This window comes from Cellulomonas sp. KU4C (assembly GCF_056868065.1).
This window is the reverse complement of the sequence record NZ_CP200322.1, coordinates 3144168-3160192: the sequence shown is the minus strand read 5'-3', so window position 1 is coordinate 3160192 and position 16025 is coordinate 3144168. Positions and strand designations below refer to the sequence as shown.

The following is a 16025-nucleotide window of genomic DNA, read 5'->3' as shown; positions in this document are numbered from 1 at the left end:
GTGCGGGCGGCGTCCGTGCGTCAGTGCGTGATCGCGAGACGCGCGTGCAGGCGCTTCAGCGGGCCGGGCGCCCACCAGTTCGCCTCCTGCAGCACCGTCATCGTGGCGGGCACGAGCAGGAGCCGGACCAGCGTCGCGTCGACCAGCACGGCGACCGCGAGCGAGAACCCGACCTCCTTGATCACCAGCAGCTCGCCGGCGACGAAGCCCGCGAACACCGCGACGATGATCGCCGCGGCCGACGTGATGACCCGGCCCGACCGCTGCAGCCCGAGCCGGACCGCCTCGTCGTTCGGGACGCCCGCGTCGTGCAGCTCCTTGATCCGGGACAGCAGGAACACCTCGTAGTCCATCGCCAGGCCGAACGCGAAGGCGATCACGAGCGCGATCACGTACGTCTCGATCCCGCCGGTGGGCTCGAACCCGAGCAGGCCGGACAGGTGCCCGTCCTGGAACACCCAGACCAGCACGCCCAGCGACGCGCACAGCGAGACGGCGTTGGTCAGCAGCGCCTTGACCGGCACCAGGACCGACCCGGTCATGAGGAACAGCAGCACGAGGGTCGCCACCGCGACGATCCCCAGCGCCCAGGGTGCGCGGTCGAGCAGCGCGTCGGTGAAGTCGATCTGGTTGGCCGCCTGACCGCCGACGTAGGCGTCGAACGGCAGGTCCAGGTCGCGCAGCCCGTGCACGACCTCCTGGGCGGTCGCGCCGCCCGGGTCGGTGCCCTCGGGGCGCACGCCGATCACGACCACCGAGTCCCGGGTCGCCGGGGGGTCGACGGAGGCGACCCCGGGCAGCGCCTCGATCTGCGGGACCACCGCCGCCGCCTCGGCAGCGTCCGCGCGCGCCACCACCGTGACCGACGGCGACGACGACGCCGGGTACTGCTCGGCCAGCAGGGCGACGAACTCCCGCTGCGGGCTGGACAGGGGAAGCAGCTCGGTCGTGGAGTTGCGCAGCTCGAGGTGCAGCAGCGGCGTCGCGAGGACCAGGAGCACCGCGAGGGTGCCCCCCATCACCCACCACGGTCGGCGCTGCACGCGGGTCGCGAGCCGGGAGAACACGCCCTCGTCGGCCTGCACGTCCGCGGTCCGGGCGAGCAGGCCGCGCAGCACGGGCACGCGGGACAGCAGGCCGGGTCGGGCGAGCCGGCGGCCGGTCAGCACGAGCAGCGCGGGGACCAGGGTCAGCGCGGTCGCGACGGCGAACACGATCACGGCGACGGCACCGGCCCCGAACGCCCGGAGGATGTCCTGCCGGAACACGAGCAGCCCGGCGATCGAGATGGCGACCGTCAGGGCGGAGAACGCCACGGTCCGCCCGGCGGTGCGCATCGTGGCCAGCAGCGCGGTCAGCACGGCCCCGTCGCCGCGACGACGGCGCGCGCCCGCCCCGGCGTCGTCGCCGAGGGCACGGCCCAGCTCCTCGCGGAACCGCGACACGATCAGCAGGCCGTAGTCGATCGACAGCCCGAGCCCGAGCACGGTGACGACGTTCACCACCGACGACTCGAGGTCGTCCATCACGTGCGACAGCGCGACCAGGGCACCCAGCCCGCCGGCGATCGAGGCCAGCGCCCCCACCATCGGCATCGCCGCGGCGAGGAACCCGCCGAACACCAGCACCATGATGAGCAACGCGACCGGCAGCGCGATCGCCTCGCCGGTGGTGAGGTCCTGCTTCACCTGGTCGGTGATCGCCGAGACGATGAGCGACCCGCCCCCGACCAGCCCGGTCGCCCCGGGCGCGACGCCGTCCAGCGCGCCCGGCACGGCGGCGAGGTGCCGCTCGACGTCCGCCAGCGCGACGGCCCGGTCGTCCGCGGACAGCGCGGGGTCGAGCTCGGCGACCATGAGGAAGCCGTCGCCGTCCTGCGCGAGCAGCGGCGCTGCGGCGGGGTTCGCGGGGCCGTCGGGCAGCACGAACGGGTCGATGACGGACACCACGCCCTCGACCCCCGCGACGTCGTCGCGTGCGGGCGCGAGGGCGTCCGCGAGGCCCTCGGTCGCCGGGTCGACGCCCTGCACGACCAGGCTCAGCGACGCACCCGCGGTGCTCGTCTCCGACAGCAGCTCGCCGGCGCGGGCGCTGTCGGAGCCGGGCACGGTGGGCTCGCCGGTGGTGAGCCGGTCGAACAGGTTCTGGCCGCCGACGCCGACGAGCGCGAGGAACAGGCACGCGCCCGCGACGACCGCCCAGGTGAGGACCGTCAGGCGGGGGTGGCGGGCGACCGTCAGGCCGAGTCTGTCGAGCACGCCGGTCAGCATCTCAGGCCGGGACGGTCCGGCGCACCCCGCCGGCACCTGCGGTGCGCGCCGTGGGGGACGGCGTGCGTAGGCTCGCGGGCATGGATCTGTTCGACGCGGTGACCTCGACGGCGCAGGGGACCCCCGCGCTGTCAGCGGGCGCACCGCTGGCGGTGCGCATGCGTCCGCGCAGCCTGGCGGAGGTCGCCGGCCAGGCCCACCTGCTCGTCCCGGGTTCGCCGTTGCGGCGCCTGGTCGAGCCCGGCGACGAGACGACGCGCCGGGCCGCGCCCTCGTCGGTGGTGCTGTGGGGGCCGCCGGGGACGGGCAAGACGACCCTGGCGTACCTCGTGGCGACGACGTCCGGCCGCCGGTTCGTGGAGCTGTCGGCCGTGACCGCCGGGGTCAAGGACGTCCGCCAGGTCGTCGAGGACGCGCGCCGGCGGCTCGCGGCGGACGGCTCGGAGACGGTGCTGTTCATCGACGAGGTGCACCGGTTCACCAAGGCCCAGCAGGACGCGCTGCTGCCGAGCGTCGAGAACCGCTGGGTCACGCTGGTCGCGGCGACGACCGAGAACCCGAGCTTCTCCGTCAACTCCCCGCTGCTGTCCCGGTCGCTGCTGCTGACCCTGCGGTCGCTCGACACCGAGGACGTGCGCGCGCTGATCCGCCGGGCCGTCGAGGACGAGCGCGGCCTCGGCGGTGCGGTCCGGCTCACCGAGGACGCCGAGGACCACCTGCTGCGCCTGGCCGGCGGCGACGCGCGCAAGGCGCTGACCATCCTCGAGGCGGCGGCGGGGTCCGCGCTGGCGGCCCGGTCGGAGCGGCTGGCCGACCCGGACGCCGAGCCGCCGGACCCGGACCAGCCGGCCGAGGTCGACCTGGCGACCACCGAACGGGCGATCGACGTCGCGGCCGTGCGGTACGACCGGGACGGCGACCAGCACTACGACGTGATCAGCGCGTTCATCAAGTCGGTGCGCGGGTCCGACGTCGACGCGTCCCTGCACTACCTGGCGCGGATGATCGCGGCGGGGGAGGACCCGCGGTTCATCGCCCGGCGGATCGTCATCTCCGCGGCGGAGGACGTCGGGATGGCGGACCCCTCGGCGCTGCAGACCGCGGTCGCCGCCGCGCAGGCCGTCGCTCTGATCGGCATGCCCGAGGCCCGGATCATCCTCGCGGAGGCGGTGGTGCACCTCGCGACGGCGCCGAAGTCGAACGCGGCGTACAACGGCATCAACGCCGCGCTGGCCGACGTGTCCGCGGGTCGGATCGGCGCCGTGCCCGGCCACCTCCGGGACGCGCACTACGCGGGCGCGAAGGCCCTCGGCCACGGCAAGGGCTACCTGTACGCGCACGACCACCCGCACGGGATCGCCGCGCAGCAGTACCTGCCGGACGACCTGGTCGGCAGCCGCTACTACACGCCGACCGACAACGGCTACGAGCGGCAGGTCGGCGAGCGGCTGGGCCGCATCCGGTCGGTCCTGGACCAGGCACCGCCGCCGCGACCGGACGCGCCGTAGCCGCGCGCCGCCACCGGTTAGGTGATCCGACCCGGTCCCGGTAGAGTCGACAGGTCGTCCGCGCCGTGTGCCGGACGGCCGCCTGGGGTCTTAGCCGCGTCCCGGGGGCCCACGGCTCGTCTCGCAGCCCCCGACGCACCAAGGTCGGCCCCGCGCCCGCCCCGGAGTCGCCGGGACCGGGTGTGCCGTACGAACGACAGGAAGATCCTCATGAGCAACGTGACCCGTGCGCGTCGCCAGGTGCGCCTCTCGCGCGCCCTCGGCCTCGCGCTGACGCCCAAGGCCGTCAAGCACTTCGAGAAGCGCCCCTACCCGCCCGGTGAGCACGGCCGCGCCCGTCGCCGCACCGAGTCGGACTACGCGGTGCGTCTGCGCGAGAAGCAGCGTCTGCGCGCCCAGTACGCGCTCCGCGAGAAGCAGCTCGCCCGTGCGTACGAGGACGCCCGCAAGGCCCCGGGCCTGACCGGTGAGGCCCTCGTCGAGGACCTCGAGACCCGCCTCGACGCCCTGGTGCTGCGTGCCGGCTTCGCCCGCACCATCCTCCAGGCGCGCCAGACGGTCGTGCACCGTCACGTCCTGGTCGACGGCAAGATCGTGGACCGTCCGTCCTTCCGCGTGAAGGAGGGCCAGACCCTGCAGATCAAGCCCAAGAGCCAGACCACGGTGCCGTTCCAGGTCGCCGCCGCCGGCGCCCACCGCGACGTGCTGCCGGCCCTGCCGGGCTACCTCGACGTCCAGCTCGAGAAGCTGAGCGCCGTCCTCGTCCGCCGCCCGAAGCGCGCCGAGGTCCCGATCACGTGCGAGGTCCAGCTGGTCGTGGAGTACTACGCCCGCTGACCGCACCCGGTCCACCCGCGACGCCCCCGTGCCGCCCGTCAGGGCCGGTGCCGGGGCGTCGCGGCGTTCCGGGGCCACGTGCAGGACGGCACGGTCGACCCGGCCGTGCCGGGTAGGGTTTCGCGGGAGCGCCGGGCACCACCGGCACGAGCTGAAGGGCTGACCATGCTGGGAGACATCGCGGGGCTGATCGCGGCCATCGCCTTCGTGCTGCTGGTCGGCGCGCTCGCCGTGCCGCTGGTGAAGCTCGGGCGGGTGCTGGACGAGACGCGCACCTCGGTCCGCGAGATCACCGAGCACACCGTGCCGATCCTCGACGAGGCCGCGACCACCGTCTCCTCGACGAACACCCAGCTCGAGCGGGTCGACGCGATCACGACGTCCGCCGCGCAGATCACGCAGAACGCCTCCGCGCTGACGTCCCTGTTCGCGGCGACGGTCGGGGGCCCGATGATCAAGGTCGCCGCGTTCTCCTACGGCGTGCGCCGCGCGCTGTCCGGCCTCACGGGCCGGGGGAGGTCCGGGCGATGAGCCGCCTGCTCTGGGTCGCCGTCGGCGCCGCTGCCGCGGTCGCCGGTGCCAAGCGGCTCGGGCTGCTCGACGGGGTGACCGGCGCGCCGGCCGCCCACGGCGCCCACGCCGGCGGCCCCGCCACGGGCGCGGCCACCACCGCCACGACCGCCGCCCGGGCCGTGCGCACCGCGTTCCGCGCGGGCGCCACCACCGCGGGCGCCGTCCGGTCGTTCTCGGACGCCCGGCGCGCGTTCCGTGACGGGATGGCGGAGCGCGAGCAGCAGCTGCGCCACGACCTCGTCGGCGACGTCGACGTGGACGCGATCCGCGCCGAGCGTGCGGCGCGGCGGGCGGAGCGCGACGGGCTGCACGACGACCCCTCCGGGTCCACCCCGCCCGCCTGGCAGCACGACCCGGAGGCCCGCGTGGCCGCCCGCGCCGCCCGGTCGCGGCGCGGCTGGGCGGACGAGCCGACCGACGACCCCGACGACCAGGACGGCGACCTGCCGTACTCCTTCTGACCACCCACCGAGGCCCGGGTGCCTGACCCCGGGCCCGCAGCGCCCTAGGCTGCACCCGGTCGCCCCCGCGGGAACACCCCCGCCCGGTGCGACGCTGAGCACGAGGACGGCGGGACGCCACCCCGCCCGCGAGATGACGAGGACACCATGCGCACCGCCGAGATCCGCCAGCGTTGGCTCGACTTCTTCGAGGCCCGCGGCCACGCCGTGGTGCCCTCGGCCCCGCTGATCTCGCCCGACCCCTCCACGCTGTTCGTGATCGCCGGCATGGTGCCGTTCATCCCGTACATGCTCGGCGAGCAGACCGCGCCGTGGCCGCGCGCCACCAGCGTGCAGAAGTGCGTGCGCACCCTCGACATCGAGGAGGTCGGCAAGACCACCCGGCACGGCACGTTCTTCCAGATGAACGGCAACTTCTCCTTCGGCGACTACTTCAAGGAGGGGGCGATCACCCACGCGTGGGAGCTGATCACCACCCCCCAGGACCAGGGCGGCTACGGGTTCCCGGCCGAGAAGATCTGGGTCACGGTCTACGAGACCGACGACGAGGCCGCCGCGCTGTGGAAGAAGATCGCCGGCCTGCCGGACGAGCGCATCCAGCGCCGCGGCATGAAGGACAACTACTGGTCCACCGGTGCGCGCGGCCCCGCCGGCCCGTGCTCGGAGATCTACGTCGACCGCGGCCCCGAGTACGGCGCCGAGGGCGGCCCCGTCGTGGACGAGGACCGCTACATCGAGATCTGGAACCTCGTGTTCATGCAGTACGAGCGCGGCGACGGGGGCGGCAAGGAGGACTTCCCGATCCTCGGCGAGCTCAAGCAGAAGAACATCGACACCGGCATGGGCCTGGAGCGCGTCGCGTTCCTGCTCCAGGGCGTCGACAACATGTACGAGATCGACGAGGTGTTCCCGGTCATCGAGGCCGCGCAGCAGCTCTCCGGCCGCCGGTACGGCGCGGACCACGAGGACGACGTGCGGATGCGCGTCGTCGCGGACCACGTGCGCTCGGGCCTCATGCTGATGGGCGACGGCGTCACGCCGTCCAACGAGGGCCGCGGGTACGTGCTGCGCCGCCTCCTGCGCCGTGCCGTGCGCGCGATGCGCCTGCTCGGCGTCGAGACCCCCGCGCTGCCCACGCTGCTGCCCGTGTCGAAGGACGCGATGGCCGCCTCGTACCCCGAGCTCGAGCGCGACTTCGCCCGCATCTCCCGCGTCGCGTACGCCGAGGAGGAGGCGTTCCTGCGCACCCTGGTGTCGGGCACGTCGATCCTCGACCTCGCCGTGAACGAGGCGAAGCAGGCGGGCGCGGGCACGAAGCCGCTGCTCACCGGCGACAAGGCGTTCCAGCTGCACGACACCTACGGGTTCCCGATCGACCTCACGCTCGAGATGGCGGCCGAGCAGGGCGTCTCCGTGGACGAGAAGGCGTTCCGCACCCTGATGCAGGCGCAGCGCGACCGCGCCCGGGCCGACGCGCTGGCCAAGCGCGCGGGCCGCGCGGACACCGCCGCCTACCAGGACCTGCACGCGACGCTCAGCGGGTCCGGCGCGAAGCCGGTGGAGTTCGTCGGCTACCAGCAGTCCGCGTCGCGGTCCCGCGTCGTGGGCCTGCTGGTCGACGGCGTGCCCGCGCCCGCCGCGACCGCGCCCGCCGACGTCGAGATCGTCCTCGACGTCACGCCGTTCTACGCCGAGATGGGTGGTCAGCTGGCCGACCACGGCACGATCGTGCTGGACGGCGGCGCGACCGTCGAGGTCGACGACGTGCAGGCGCCCGTCAAGGGCCTGCCGGTGCACCGCGGCCGCCTCGTCGAGGGCACGGTCACGCTCGACGAGCCCGGCGTCGCGACGATCGACACCGCGCGCCGCCTCGCGATCAGCCGCGCGCACACCGCGACGCACATGGTGCACAAGGCCGTGCAGGAGGCGCTGGGCGACTCCGCGACCCAGGCCGGGTCCGAGAACGCGCCCAGCCGCGTCCGGTTCGACTTCCGGTCCGGCCAGGCCGTCCCCGCGGGCGTGCTGTCCGAGGTCGAGGAGCGGGTCAACACCCGCCTGCAGGAGAACCTCGACGTCACCGACCAGACCATGCCGATCGCCGAGGCCCGCGCGCTCGGCGCGATGGCGCTCTTCGGCGAGAAGTACGGCGACCAGGTCCGCGTCGTGTCCATCGGCGGAGACTGGTCCCGCGAGCTGTGCGGTGGTACCCACGTGCGCCGTTCCGGTGAGCTCGGCCTGGTCACGCTGCTCGGCGAGTCCTCGATCGGCTCCGGCGTCCGCCGGGTCGACGCGCTGGTGGGCGACGGCGCGTACGGGTTCCACGCCAAGGAGCACGCGCTGGTCGGCCAGCTGTCCGGCCTGCTCGGCGCCCGCCCGGACGAGCTGTCCGACCGGGTGTCGTCCCTGGTCAGCCGGCTGAAGGAGTCCGAGAAGGAGCTCGCCGCGCTGCGCGCCGCCCAGGTGCTGGCCGCGGCCGGCTCGCTCGCCGCGGGCGCGCAGGACGTCGGCGGCACCCGGGTCGTCACGCACGACGCCGGCGAGGTCGCGGCGGACGACCTGCGCACGCTCGTGCTGGACGTCCGGTCGCGCCTGGGCGAGTCCGCGCCCGCGGTCGTCGCGGTCGGCGGCGTGGCCAAGGGCCGGCCCGTCGTGGTGGTCGCGACCAACGCGGCGGCGCGCGAGCGGGGGGTCCGCGCCGGTGCGCTCGTCAAGGCGGCGTCGACCGTCCTCGGTGGCGGCGGCGGCGGCAAGGACGACCTCGCCCAGGGCGGCGGCACCGACGCGGCGCGCCTGCCGGAGGCGCTGGCCGGCATCCGCGACACGGTCGGAGCGGGCGCCTGAGGCCGGGCGCCAAGCCCCGCACCCGGGCAGCCGAACCCGTCGTCCGCGGGGCACGCCTCGCGGTCGACGTGGGATCGGTGCGCGTCGGACTCGCGGCCAGCGACCCGGACGGACTCGTGGCCACACCGGTGGCCACGCTCGCCCGCGACACCGACCCCGTCGACGCCGGTGACCTGCCCGGGGACCTGGCCGACATCGTCGCCGAGGTCGCCGAGCGGGACGCCGCGGTGGTGTACGTGGGGCTCCCACGGCACCTGTCCGGCGACGAGGGCGCTGCGGCGCAGGCCGCGCGCGCGTACGCTGGTGCGCTGGCGCAGGCTGTCGCACCCGTCGGGGTGCGGTTGGTCGACGAGCGGATGAGCACCATCACCGCCCATCAGGCGCTGCACGCGTCCGGCCGGTCCGGGCGACGTCACCGGGCGGTCGTCGACCAGGCGGCCGCGGTGGTGATCCTGCAGACCGCGCTCGACGCGGAGCGTTCCTCGGGCCGACGGCCCGGCGAGCGGGTCGTCCCGGCCCGCCAGGTGGACGCACCGGGTGAGCGCGCGGGGGGTCCGCAGGACGTGGCACAGCCAGGACGAACCGAAGGGACGACCGAGTGAGCGACCTCTTCCTCGGGGCTCCGCAGCAGGAGAACCACGAGGCGCCCCCGCCCTCGCGCCGGTCACGCCGGGACAGCGCCGAGCAGCGCGTGCAGCGACGCAAGCACCGCCGTCGCCGCACGGTCGTCGTGCTCGTGCTCGCGCTCACTCTGCTCGGCGGTGCCGCGTTCGTCGTCTGGAGCATCTTCGGCGGCCTGTTCACCGGAGTCGGGGGCGGCAGCGACACCGGCGTCTCGGACTACCCGGGCCCCGGCAGCGGCGAGGTCCAGGTCACCGTGGCCGCCGGTGACACCGGCGGCGCGATCGGCGCGACGCTCGAGGAGGCCGGGGTCGTCGCGACGGCCAAGGCGTTCACGGACGCGTACGCGGCCAACCCCGCCGCGGTCGGCATCCAGCCCGGCACCTACACGCTGCTGCTCGAGATGAAGGCGAGCGACGCCGTCGTCGCCCTGCTCGACCCCGAGGCGCGCGTGTCGTCCCGCGTGACGATCCCCGAGGGGTACACCGCGCAGCAGATCTACCAGCGGCTGTACGAGATCACGACGATCCCGGTCGAGGACCTGCAGGCCGCCGCCGCGGACCCCGCCGCCATCGGCCTGCCCGCGGAGGCGGGCGGCAACGTCGAGGGCTGGCTGTTCCCGGCCACCTACGAGATCGAGCCCGGTTCCAGCGCCGCCAGCGTGCTGTCCCAGATGGTCGCGCGGACCACGTCGCTGCTCACCAGCAAGGGCGTCCCGCAGGACCAGTGGGAGACGGTGCTGAACAAGGCGTCGATCGTCGAGCGCGAGGGCAAGCTGGACGAGGACCGGGCGAAGATGGCGCGGGCGATCCAGAACCGCCTCGACATCGGCATGCCGCTGCAGATCGACGCGATCGTGGCCTACGGCCTGGGCAAGTCGGGGACGGAGCTGACGTACGCGGACACCCGCGACGCCCAGCCGCCGTACAACCCGTACAACACCTACAAGGTGACCGGCCTGCCGCCGACGCCGATCGCGAACCCCGGCGAGGTCTCCATCGACGCGGTGCTCAACCCGGCGGACGGGCCGTGGCTCTACTGGGTGACCGTCAACCTCGACACCGGCGAGACCAAGTTCGCGGAGACCTTCCCGGAGCACGAGGCGAACCGGGACGAGCTGCGCGCCTGGCAGGAGGCGAACGGCGGATGACGACGAGCGGGCGCCGGGCGGCCGTCCTCGGCCACCCGGTGGCCCACTCGCTGTCCCCGCTGCTGCACCGGGCCGCGTACCGCGCGCTCGGCCTCGACGGCTGGTCCTACGAGGCGGTCGACGTCACCGAGGAGCAGCTGCCCGCGTTCGTCGCCGCGCTCGACGGCACGTGGGCGGGTCTCAGCCTCACCATGCCGCTCAAGCAGGCCGTGATCCCGCTGCTCGACCACGTCGAGCCGCTGGCCGACGTCGTGGGCGCGGTGAACACGCTCCTGGTGCAGCCCGGCGGGGGACGGCCGGTGCTCACGGGCGCCAACACCGACGTGCACGGGATCGTCGCGGCGCTGCGCGAGGGCGCCGGCCCCGCCGGGCTCCCGGACCGGCCGACCGCGGTCGTGCTCGGTGCCGGCGCGACGGCGGCGTCCACGCTGGCCGCGCTCGCCGAGCTCGGCTGCACCACGCCCGTCGTGCACGTCCGCTCGCTCGGTCGCACCGGCGGGCTGACCCGGGCCGCGCACCGGATGGGCGTCGAGCCCGTCCTCCGGTCGCTCACGGGCGCGCTCGACGCGCTGACCCGCGCCGACCTCGTCGTGTCGACGCTGCCGCCGCACGCCGCCGACGACCTCGCGGCCGACCTCGCGCGCGGGGTCGACCCGCTCCGGCCCGGTGCGGTGCTGCTCGACGTGGCGTACGACCCGCGGCCCACCGCGCTGCAGTCCGTGTGGGCGGCCCGGGGCGGCGCGGCGGTGCCGGGGGAGCGGATGCTGCTGCACCAGGCCGTCGAGCAGGTGCGGCTGATGACGGGTCGCCCCGGCCCGCTCGCGGCGATGGACGCGGCGCTCGGCGCCGCGCTGGACGGGACGTCCGCGCCCGCCTGACCCGCCCCACCAGGGACGGGGCCCCTGCCGATTCACCCGGCCCGGGACCTCGGTCCCGGGCACCGATCTGCCCTCGTCCCTCATCTCACCGGCCGGTCCTGCCGATGGGCTGAACGGGGCAGGTGCACCGCCTGCCCCGGACGGAGGGACACGGGGTGAAGCAGCTCGGCGAGATCCTGCTGGACGAGGGCCTGGTCAGCGAGGCGCAGCTGATGGCGGCGCTGGACGAGCAGATGGCCCGCGGCCAGTCGCTCGGTCGGACGCTGGTCGAGATCGGCATCCTCACCGAGGGTCAGCTCGTGGCGGCGCTCGCGCGCCAGGTCGGCATGTCGTTCGTGGACCTGGACGAGTACCAGGTCGACCGGTCGGCCGTGTCGATGGTCCCCGCGGCCCTGTGCCGGCGGTACACGGTGCTGCCCGTCGGGTTCCAGGACGGGGCGCTCGTGCTCGCGACCGCCGACCCCGGCAACGTCGTCGCGGTCGACGACGTGCGCACGGTGTCCGGCATGGCGGTGCTGCCGATCGTCGCGACGTTCGAGAACCTCAGCCGGGCGATCGACCGGTACTGCCGCGCGGACGGGGAGATCGACGACCTGTCCTCGGCGTTCGAGGAGGAGAACCGCGCTCCCGAGGTCGACCTCAGCAACATGGGCGACGTCGTCGACGACGACGCCCCGATCGTCCGATACGTGAACCTGCTGGTCACGCAGGCGATCTCGGACCGCGCGTCCGACATCCACATCGAGCCCACCGAGCACGACCTGCGGGTCCGCTACCGGATCGACGGCGTGCTGCACGAGATGCAGCGTTCGCCCAAGCAGATCCAGGGCGGCGTGATCTCGCGCGTCAAGATCCTGTCGGACATCGACATCGCGGAGCGCCGCAAGCCGCAGGACGGCCGCATGTCGGTCACGCACAACGGCCGGAAGATCGACCTCCGCGTCGCGACGCTGCCGACGGTGTGGGGCGAGAAGATCGTCATGCGTATCCTCGACAACTCCACGGCGAGCCTCGACCTGCGGGACCTGGCGTTCCTCGACCACAACTACGAGACGTACCGCGAGGCGTACACCAAGCCCTACGGGATGATCCTGGTCACCGGTCCGACGGGCTCCGGCAAGTCGACCACGCTCTACGCGACGCTCAACGCCGTGTCGAAGCCGGAGATCAACGTCATCACGGTCGAGGACCCGGTCGAGTACCGGCTCCCCGGCATCAACCAGGTGCAGGTCAACCCCAAGGCGGGCCTGACGTTCGCGGGTGCGCTGCGCTCGATCCTGCGGTCCGACCCCGACGTGGTGCTGCTGGGTGAGATCCGTGACCACGAGACCGCGCAGATCGCCATCGAGGCGGCGCTCACCGGCCACCTCGTGCTGTCCACCCTGCACACCAACGACGCGCCGTCCGCGGTCACCCGCCTCGTCGAGATGGGCATCGAGCCGTTCCTCGTCGGCTCCGCCCTCGACGCCGTCGTGGCCCAGCGGCTCGCGCGCCGGCTGTGCGCCAAGTGCTGCGAGCCGTACGTGCCGACCGAGGAGGAGCTCGTCGCCGCGCGCTTCCCGTGGGTGCCGGGGGAGCAGCGGCCCGAGATGTTCCGGCCGGTCGGTTGCGTCGCGTGCTCCCGCACCGGCTACCGCGGGCGCGTCGCGCTGCACGAGGTGATGGAGGTCAGCGAGGAGATCGAGCGCCTCGCGGTCGCCCGCGCCTCCGCCGCCGAGATCGGCGCCACGGCGCGCAAGCAGGGGATGATCACGCTCCGCGACGACGGCTGGCAGAAGGTCGTCCTCGGGCAGACCTCGCTCGAGGAGATCCTGCGGGTCGTCGCGTGACCGGCTGGTTCACCGCCCGGACGCTCAAGAGCGGCACCGGTGCGACCGATGAGTACGCACGGGACGCCGCGGGTGCGCGGCGCGCGACAGAAGAGGTGGAACGGTGACCGAGCCCTACCCGGGTGACCCGCTGCAGCAGCCCGCGCGGGCGCTGCCGCCGTACGTGCCCGCCGGCGCCGGGGTCCCGACCCCGAGCGCGCCCGCTGCGGGCTCCGGGCCGGTCCCGGCCCTCGCCCCTTACGGTGCCCCCGCCGGTCCGCCGCCCGGCTACGCGGGTGGTCCCGCTGGGGCGCCCGCGCCCGGCGCGCCGCCCGTCGGTGCCCACGGTGCTCCGGGCGCGGCCCACGGTGCTCCGGGCATCCCGCCCGTCGGCGCGTACGCCCACCCCACGGCCCCGCCCGCCGGGCTCCCGCCGTACGGCGGCGTCCCCGCGGCGCACGTGCCCGCCCCGTCCGTCCCGACGCCCGCCCCGGCAGCGTCGCCCCCGTCCCCGGCGAGCCCGCCCGCCGAGCAGCGCCCCGCGCCGGCCGGCACGCGCGCCGCGCTCCGGCAGGCCGCTCCGCAGCGCGCCGGTCAGGGCGACCGTGCCCGCGAGGGCGACCTCGACCTGGACGCGACCCTCACCGCGATGGTCCAGGCCGGCGCCTCCGACCTGCACCTCACCTCCGGCGCCGCCCCGACCATCCGGCTGAGCGGGTCGCTGCAGCCGCTCGAGGGCTTCGAGCCGATGCAGGCCGAGGCGCTGCGCCGGACCATCTACGCCGTGCTGACCCAGAAGCAGCGGGAGAAGTTCGAGGCGAACCTCGAGCTCGACCTGTCCTACTCGGTCCGCGGGCTCGCCCGGTTCCGGCTCAACCTGTACCAGCAGCGCGAGTCGCTCGGCGCCGCGTTCCGCGTGATCCCCTACGAGATCAAGCCGCTGGAGAAGCTCGGCGTCCCGCCGATCGTCTCGACCTTCGCCGGCCTGCCGCGCGGGCTGGTCCTGGTCACCGGCCCGACCGGTTCCGGCAAGTCGACGACGCTCGCGTCGATCATCGACCTCGCGAACCGCACCCGCGCGGACCACATCATGACGGTCGAGGACCCGATCGAGTTCCTGCACCGGCACAAGAAGGCCCTGGTGAACCAGCGCGAGGTGGGGGAGGACACCCACTCGTTCGCGAACGCGCTCAAGCACGTGCTGCGTCAGGACCCCGACATCATCCTGGTCGGTGAGATGCGCGACCTGGAGACCATCTCGGTGGCGCTGACGGCGGCCGAGACCGGTCACCTGGTGTTCGCGACGCTGCACACCCAGGACGCCGCGCAGACCATCGACCGCGTGATCGACGTGTTCCCCGCGTCGCAGCAGGCGCAGGTGCGCACGCAAGCTCGCCGGCGCGATCCAGGGCGTCGTCAGCCAGACGCTGTGCAAGCGGACCACCGGCATCGGCCGTTCGGTCGCGACCGAGGTCATGATCGCCACCCCCGCGATCCGGAACCTCATCCGCGAGGGCAAGACCCACCAGATCTACTCGGCCATGCAGGCCGGCGCCCAGCAGGGCATGCACACGATGGACCAGCACCTCGCCGAGCTCGTGAAGAACGGCTCGATCAGCTACGAGGTCGGTCTGGAGAAGTGCCACCACATCGAGGACTTCAACCGGCTCACGGGCCGTTCCGGCGGCCAGACGCAGGGCTCCGCCGGCCTCGGCCACGACGCGTACGGGATGCAGGCACACTGATGGCGACGACGACGGCAACGGGTTCCAAGACCTACGAGTACGCGGTCCGCGACCGCGCGGGCAAGATCGTCAAGGGCCGCGTCGACGCGGCCAACGAGGCGGCGGTCGCGAGCCGCCTGCGCGAGATGGGCATGGCTGCCCTCTCGATCAACGAGGTCAGGAACACGGGGCTCAGCCGGGAGATCTCGATCGCCGGCATCGGCGAGAAGATCACGCTGAAGGACCTCGCGATCGCGTCCCGGCAGCTCGCGACGATGATCAGCTCCGGCCTGTCGCTGATCCGTGCACTGGCGATCCTCACGGAGCAGACGGAGTCCAAGCCGCTGGCGAAGGTGCTCGCCCAGGTGCGCAACGACGTGGAGACCGGTGTCGCGTTCTCGGTCGCGCTCGGTCGGCACCCGGTGGTGTTCCCGCCGTTGATGATCAACATGGTCCGAGCCGGTGAGATCGGCGGCTTCCTGGACGAGGTGCTGACGTCGATCGCCACGAACTTCGAGTCCGAGGTCAAGCTGCGCGGCAAGGTGAAGAGCGCCATGACCTACCCGGTCGTGGTCTTCATCATCGCGATCCTCGCGGTGGTCGGGATGCTGCTGTTCATCGTCCCGATCTTCGAGAACATGTTCGCCTCGCTCGGCGGCGACCTCCCGGCACCGACCCAGTTCCTCGTCATGCTGTCCGCCGGGCTCAAGTGGGCCATCGTCCCGATCGTGGTCGCGGTCATCGTGTTCGCGTTCTGGTGGGGCAAGCACAAGAACGACCGTGCGGTGCGGGAGAAGCTCGACCCGGTCAAGCTCAAGATGCCGGTGTTCGGCAAGCTGTTCCAGAAGATCGCGATCGCCCGGTTCACCCGGAACTTCGGCGCGATGATCCACGCGGGCGTGCCGATCCTGCAGGCCCTCGAGATCGTCGGCGAGACCAGCGGCAACATCGTCATCGAGCGCGCCACCAAGGCCGTGCAGGAGTCCGTGCGCACCGGTCACTCGCTCGCGGGGCCGCTGGCCGATCACCCGGTGTTCCCGCCGATGGTCACCCAGATGATGGCCGTGGGCGAGGACACCGGCGCGCTCGACACGATGCTGGCCAAGGTGGCGGACTTCTACGACCAGGAGGTCGAATCCACCACCGAGCAGCTGACCAGCCTCATCGAGCCGCTGATGATCGTCGTCCTCGGTGGCCTCATCGGCGGCATGATCGTCGCGCTGTACATGCCGATCTTCTCGATCTACGAGCTGGTCCAGTAGCGCCGGACAAACGCACGGGCGACGTCGCGGGACCTCTGCGGCGTCGCCCGTTCGCGCGCCTGACCAGCGACGACGCCCACCCGAACGGGTGA

General features: G+C 73.6%; 11 protein-coding genes. 10 read left to right on the top strand and 1 reads right to left on the bottom strand.

From position 1 onward, the window contains the following. Positions 1-20: 20 nt before the first annotated feature. A complete protein-coding gene (locus AC1VL8_RS15035) occupies positions 21-2258 on the bottom strand; it encodes an MMPL family transporter (protein WP_483075728.1) in 2238 nt (745 codons plus the stop codon). A gap of 92 nt (positions 2259-2350) precedes the next feature. On the opposite strand from AC1VL8_RS15035, the gene AC1VL8_RS15030 reads away from it, so the two are divergent. From AC1VL8_RS15030 to AC1VL8_RS14985, 10 genes are all read left to right on the top strand, one after another. Continuing rightward, entirely contained in the window at positions 2351-3778 is a 1428-nt protein-coding gene (locus tag AC1VL8_RS15030; protein WP_389229399.1) for a replication-associated recombination protein A, read from the top strand. 210 nt (positions 3779-3988) lie between these two features. Continuing rightward, positions 3989-4615, top strand: coding sequence for a 30S ribosomal protein S4 (gene rpsD / locus AC1VL8_RS15025; RefSeq protein WP_389229396.1), 627 nt, complete (start codon positions 3989-3991; stop codon positions 4613-4615). A gap of 165 nt (positions 4616-4780) precedes the next feature. Beyond that, complete coding sequence (locus tag AC1VL8_RS15020) at positions 4781-5146, top strand: DUF948 domain-containing protein (protein ID WP_389229393.1); 366 nt, start codon at positions 4781-4783, stop codon at positions 5144-5146. Further along, positions 5143-5649: a hypothetical protein gene (locus tag AC1VL8_RS15015; protein ID WP_389229390.1), complete on the top strand. Its 507-nt coding sequence runs from the start codon at positions 5143-5145 to the stop codon at positions 5647-5649. Before AC1VL8_RS15020 ends, AC1VL8_RS15015 begins: the two co-directional genes overlap by 4 nt. 147 nt (positions 5650-5796) lie before the next feature. Continuing rightward, positions 5797-8490: an alanine--tRNA ligase gene (alaS, locus tag AC1VL8_RS15010; RefSeq protein WP_483075727.1), complete on the top strand. Its 2694-nt coding sequence runs from the start codon at positions 5797-5799 to the stop codon at positions 8488-8490. 77 nt (positions 8491-8567) lie between these two features. Continuing rightward, positions 8568-9092 (top strand): Holliday junction resolvase RuvX, encoded by a 525-nt coding sequence (gene ruvX, locus AC1VL8_RS15005; protein WP_483075726.1) that lies wholly within the window; start codon positions 8568-8570, stop codon positions 9090-9092. Next, positions 9089-10261, top strand: coding sequence for an endolytic transglycosylase MltG (gene mltG, locus AC1VL8_RS15000; RefSeq protein WP_389229384.1), 1173 nt, complete (start codon positions 9089-9091; stop codon positions 10259-10261). The genes ruvX and mltG overlap by 4 nt, the downstream gene beginning before the upstream one ends. Continuing rightward, positions 10258-11139, top strand: a complete 882-nt coding sequence (locus tag AC1VL8_RS14995) for a shikimate dehydrogenase (RefSeq protein WP_483075725.1) — start codon at positions 10258-10260, stop codon at positions 11137-11139. The genes mltG and AC1VL8_RS14995 overlap by 4 nt, the downstream gene beginning before the upstream one ends. A gap of 155 nt (positions 11140-11294) precedes the next feature. Next, positions 11295-12968 (top strand): GspE/PulE family protein, encoded by a 1674-nt coding sequence (locus AC1VL8_RS14990; RefSeq protein ID WP_389229378.1) that lies wholly within the window; start codon positions 11295-11297, stop codon positions 12966-12968. A gap of 103 nt (positions 12969-13071) precedes the next feature. Beyond that, on the top strand, positions 13072-15933 hold the full coding sequence (locus AC1VL8_RS14985; RefSeq protein ID WP_483075724.1) for a PilT/PilU family type 4a pilus ATPase: 2862 nt from the start codon (positions 13072-13074) through the stop codon (positions 15931-15933). Positions 15934-16025: the final 92 nt, after the last annotated feature.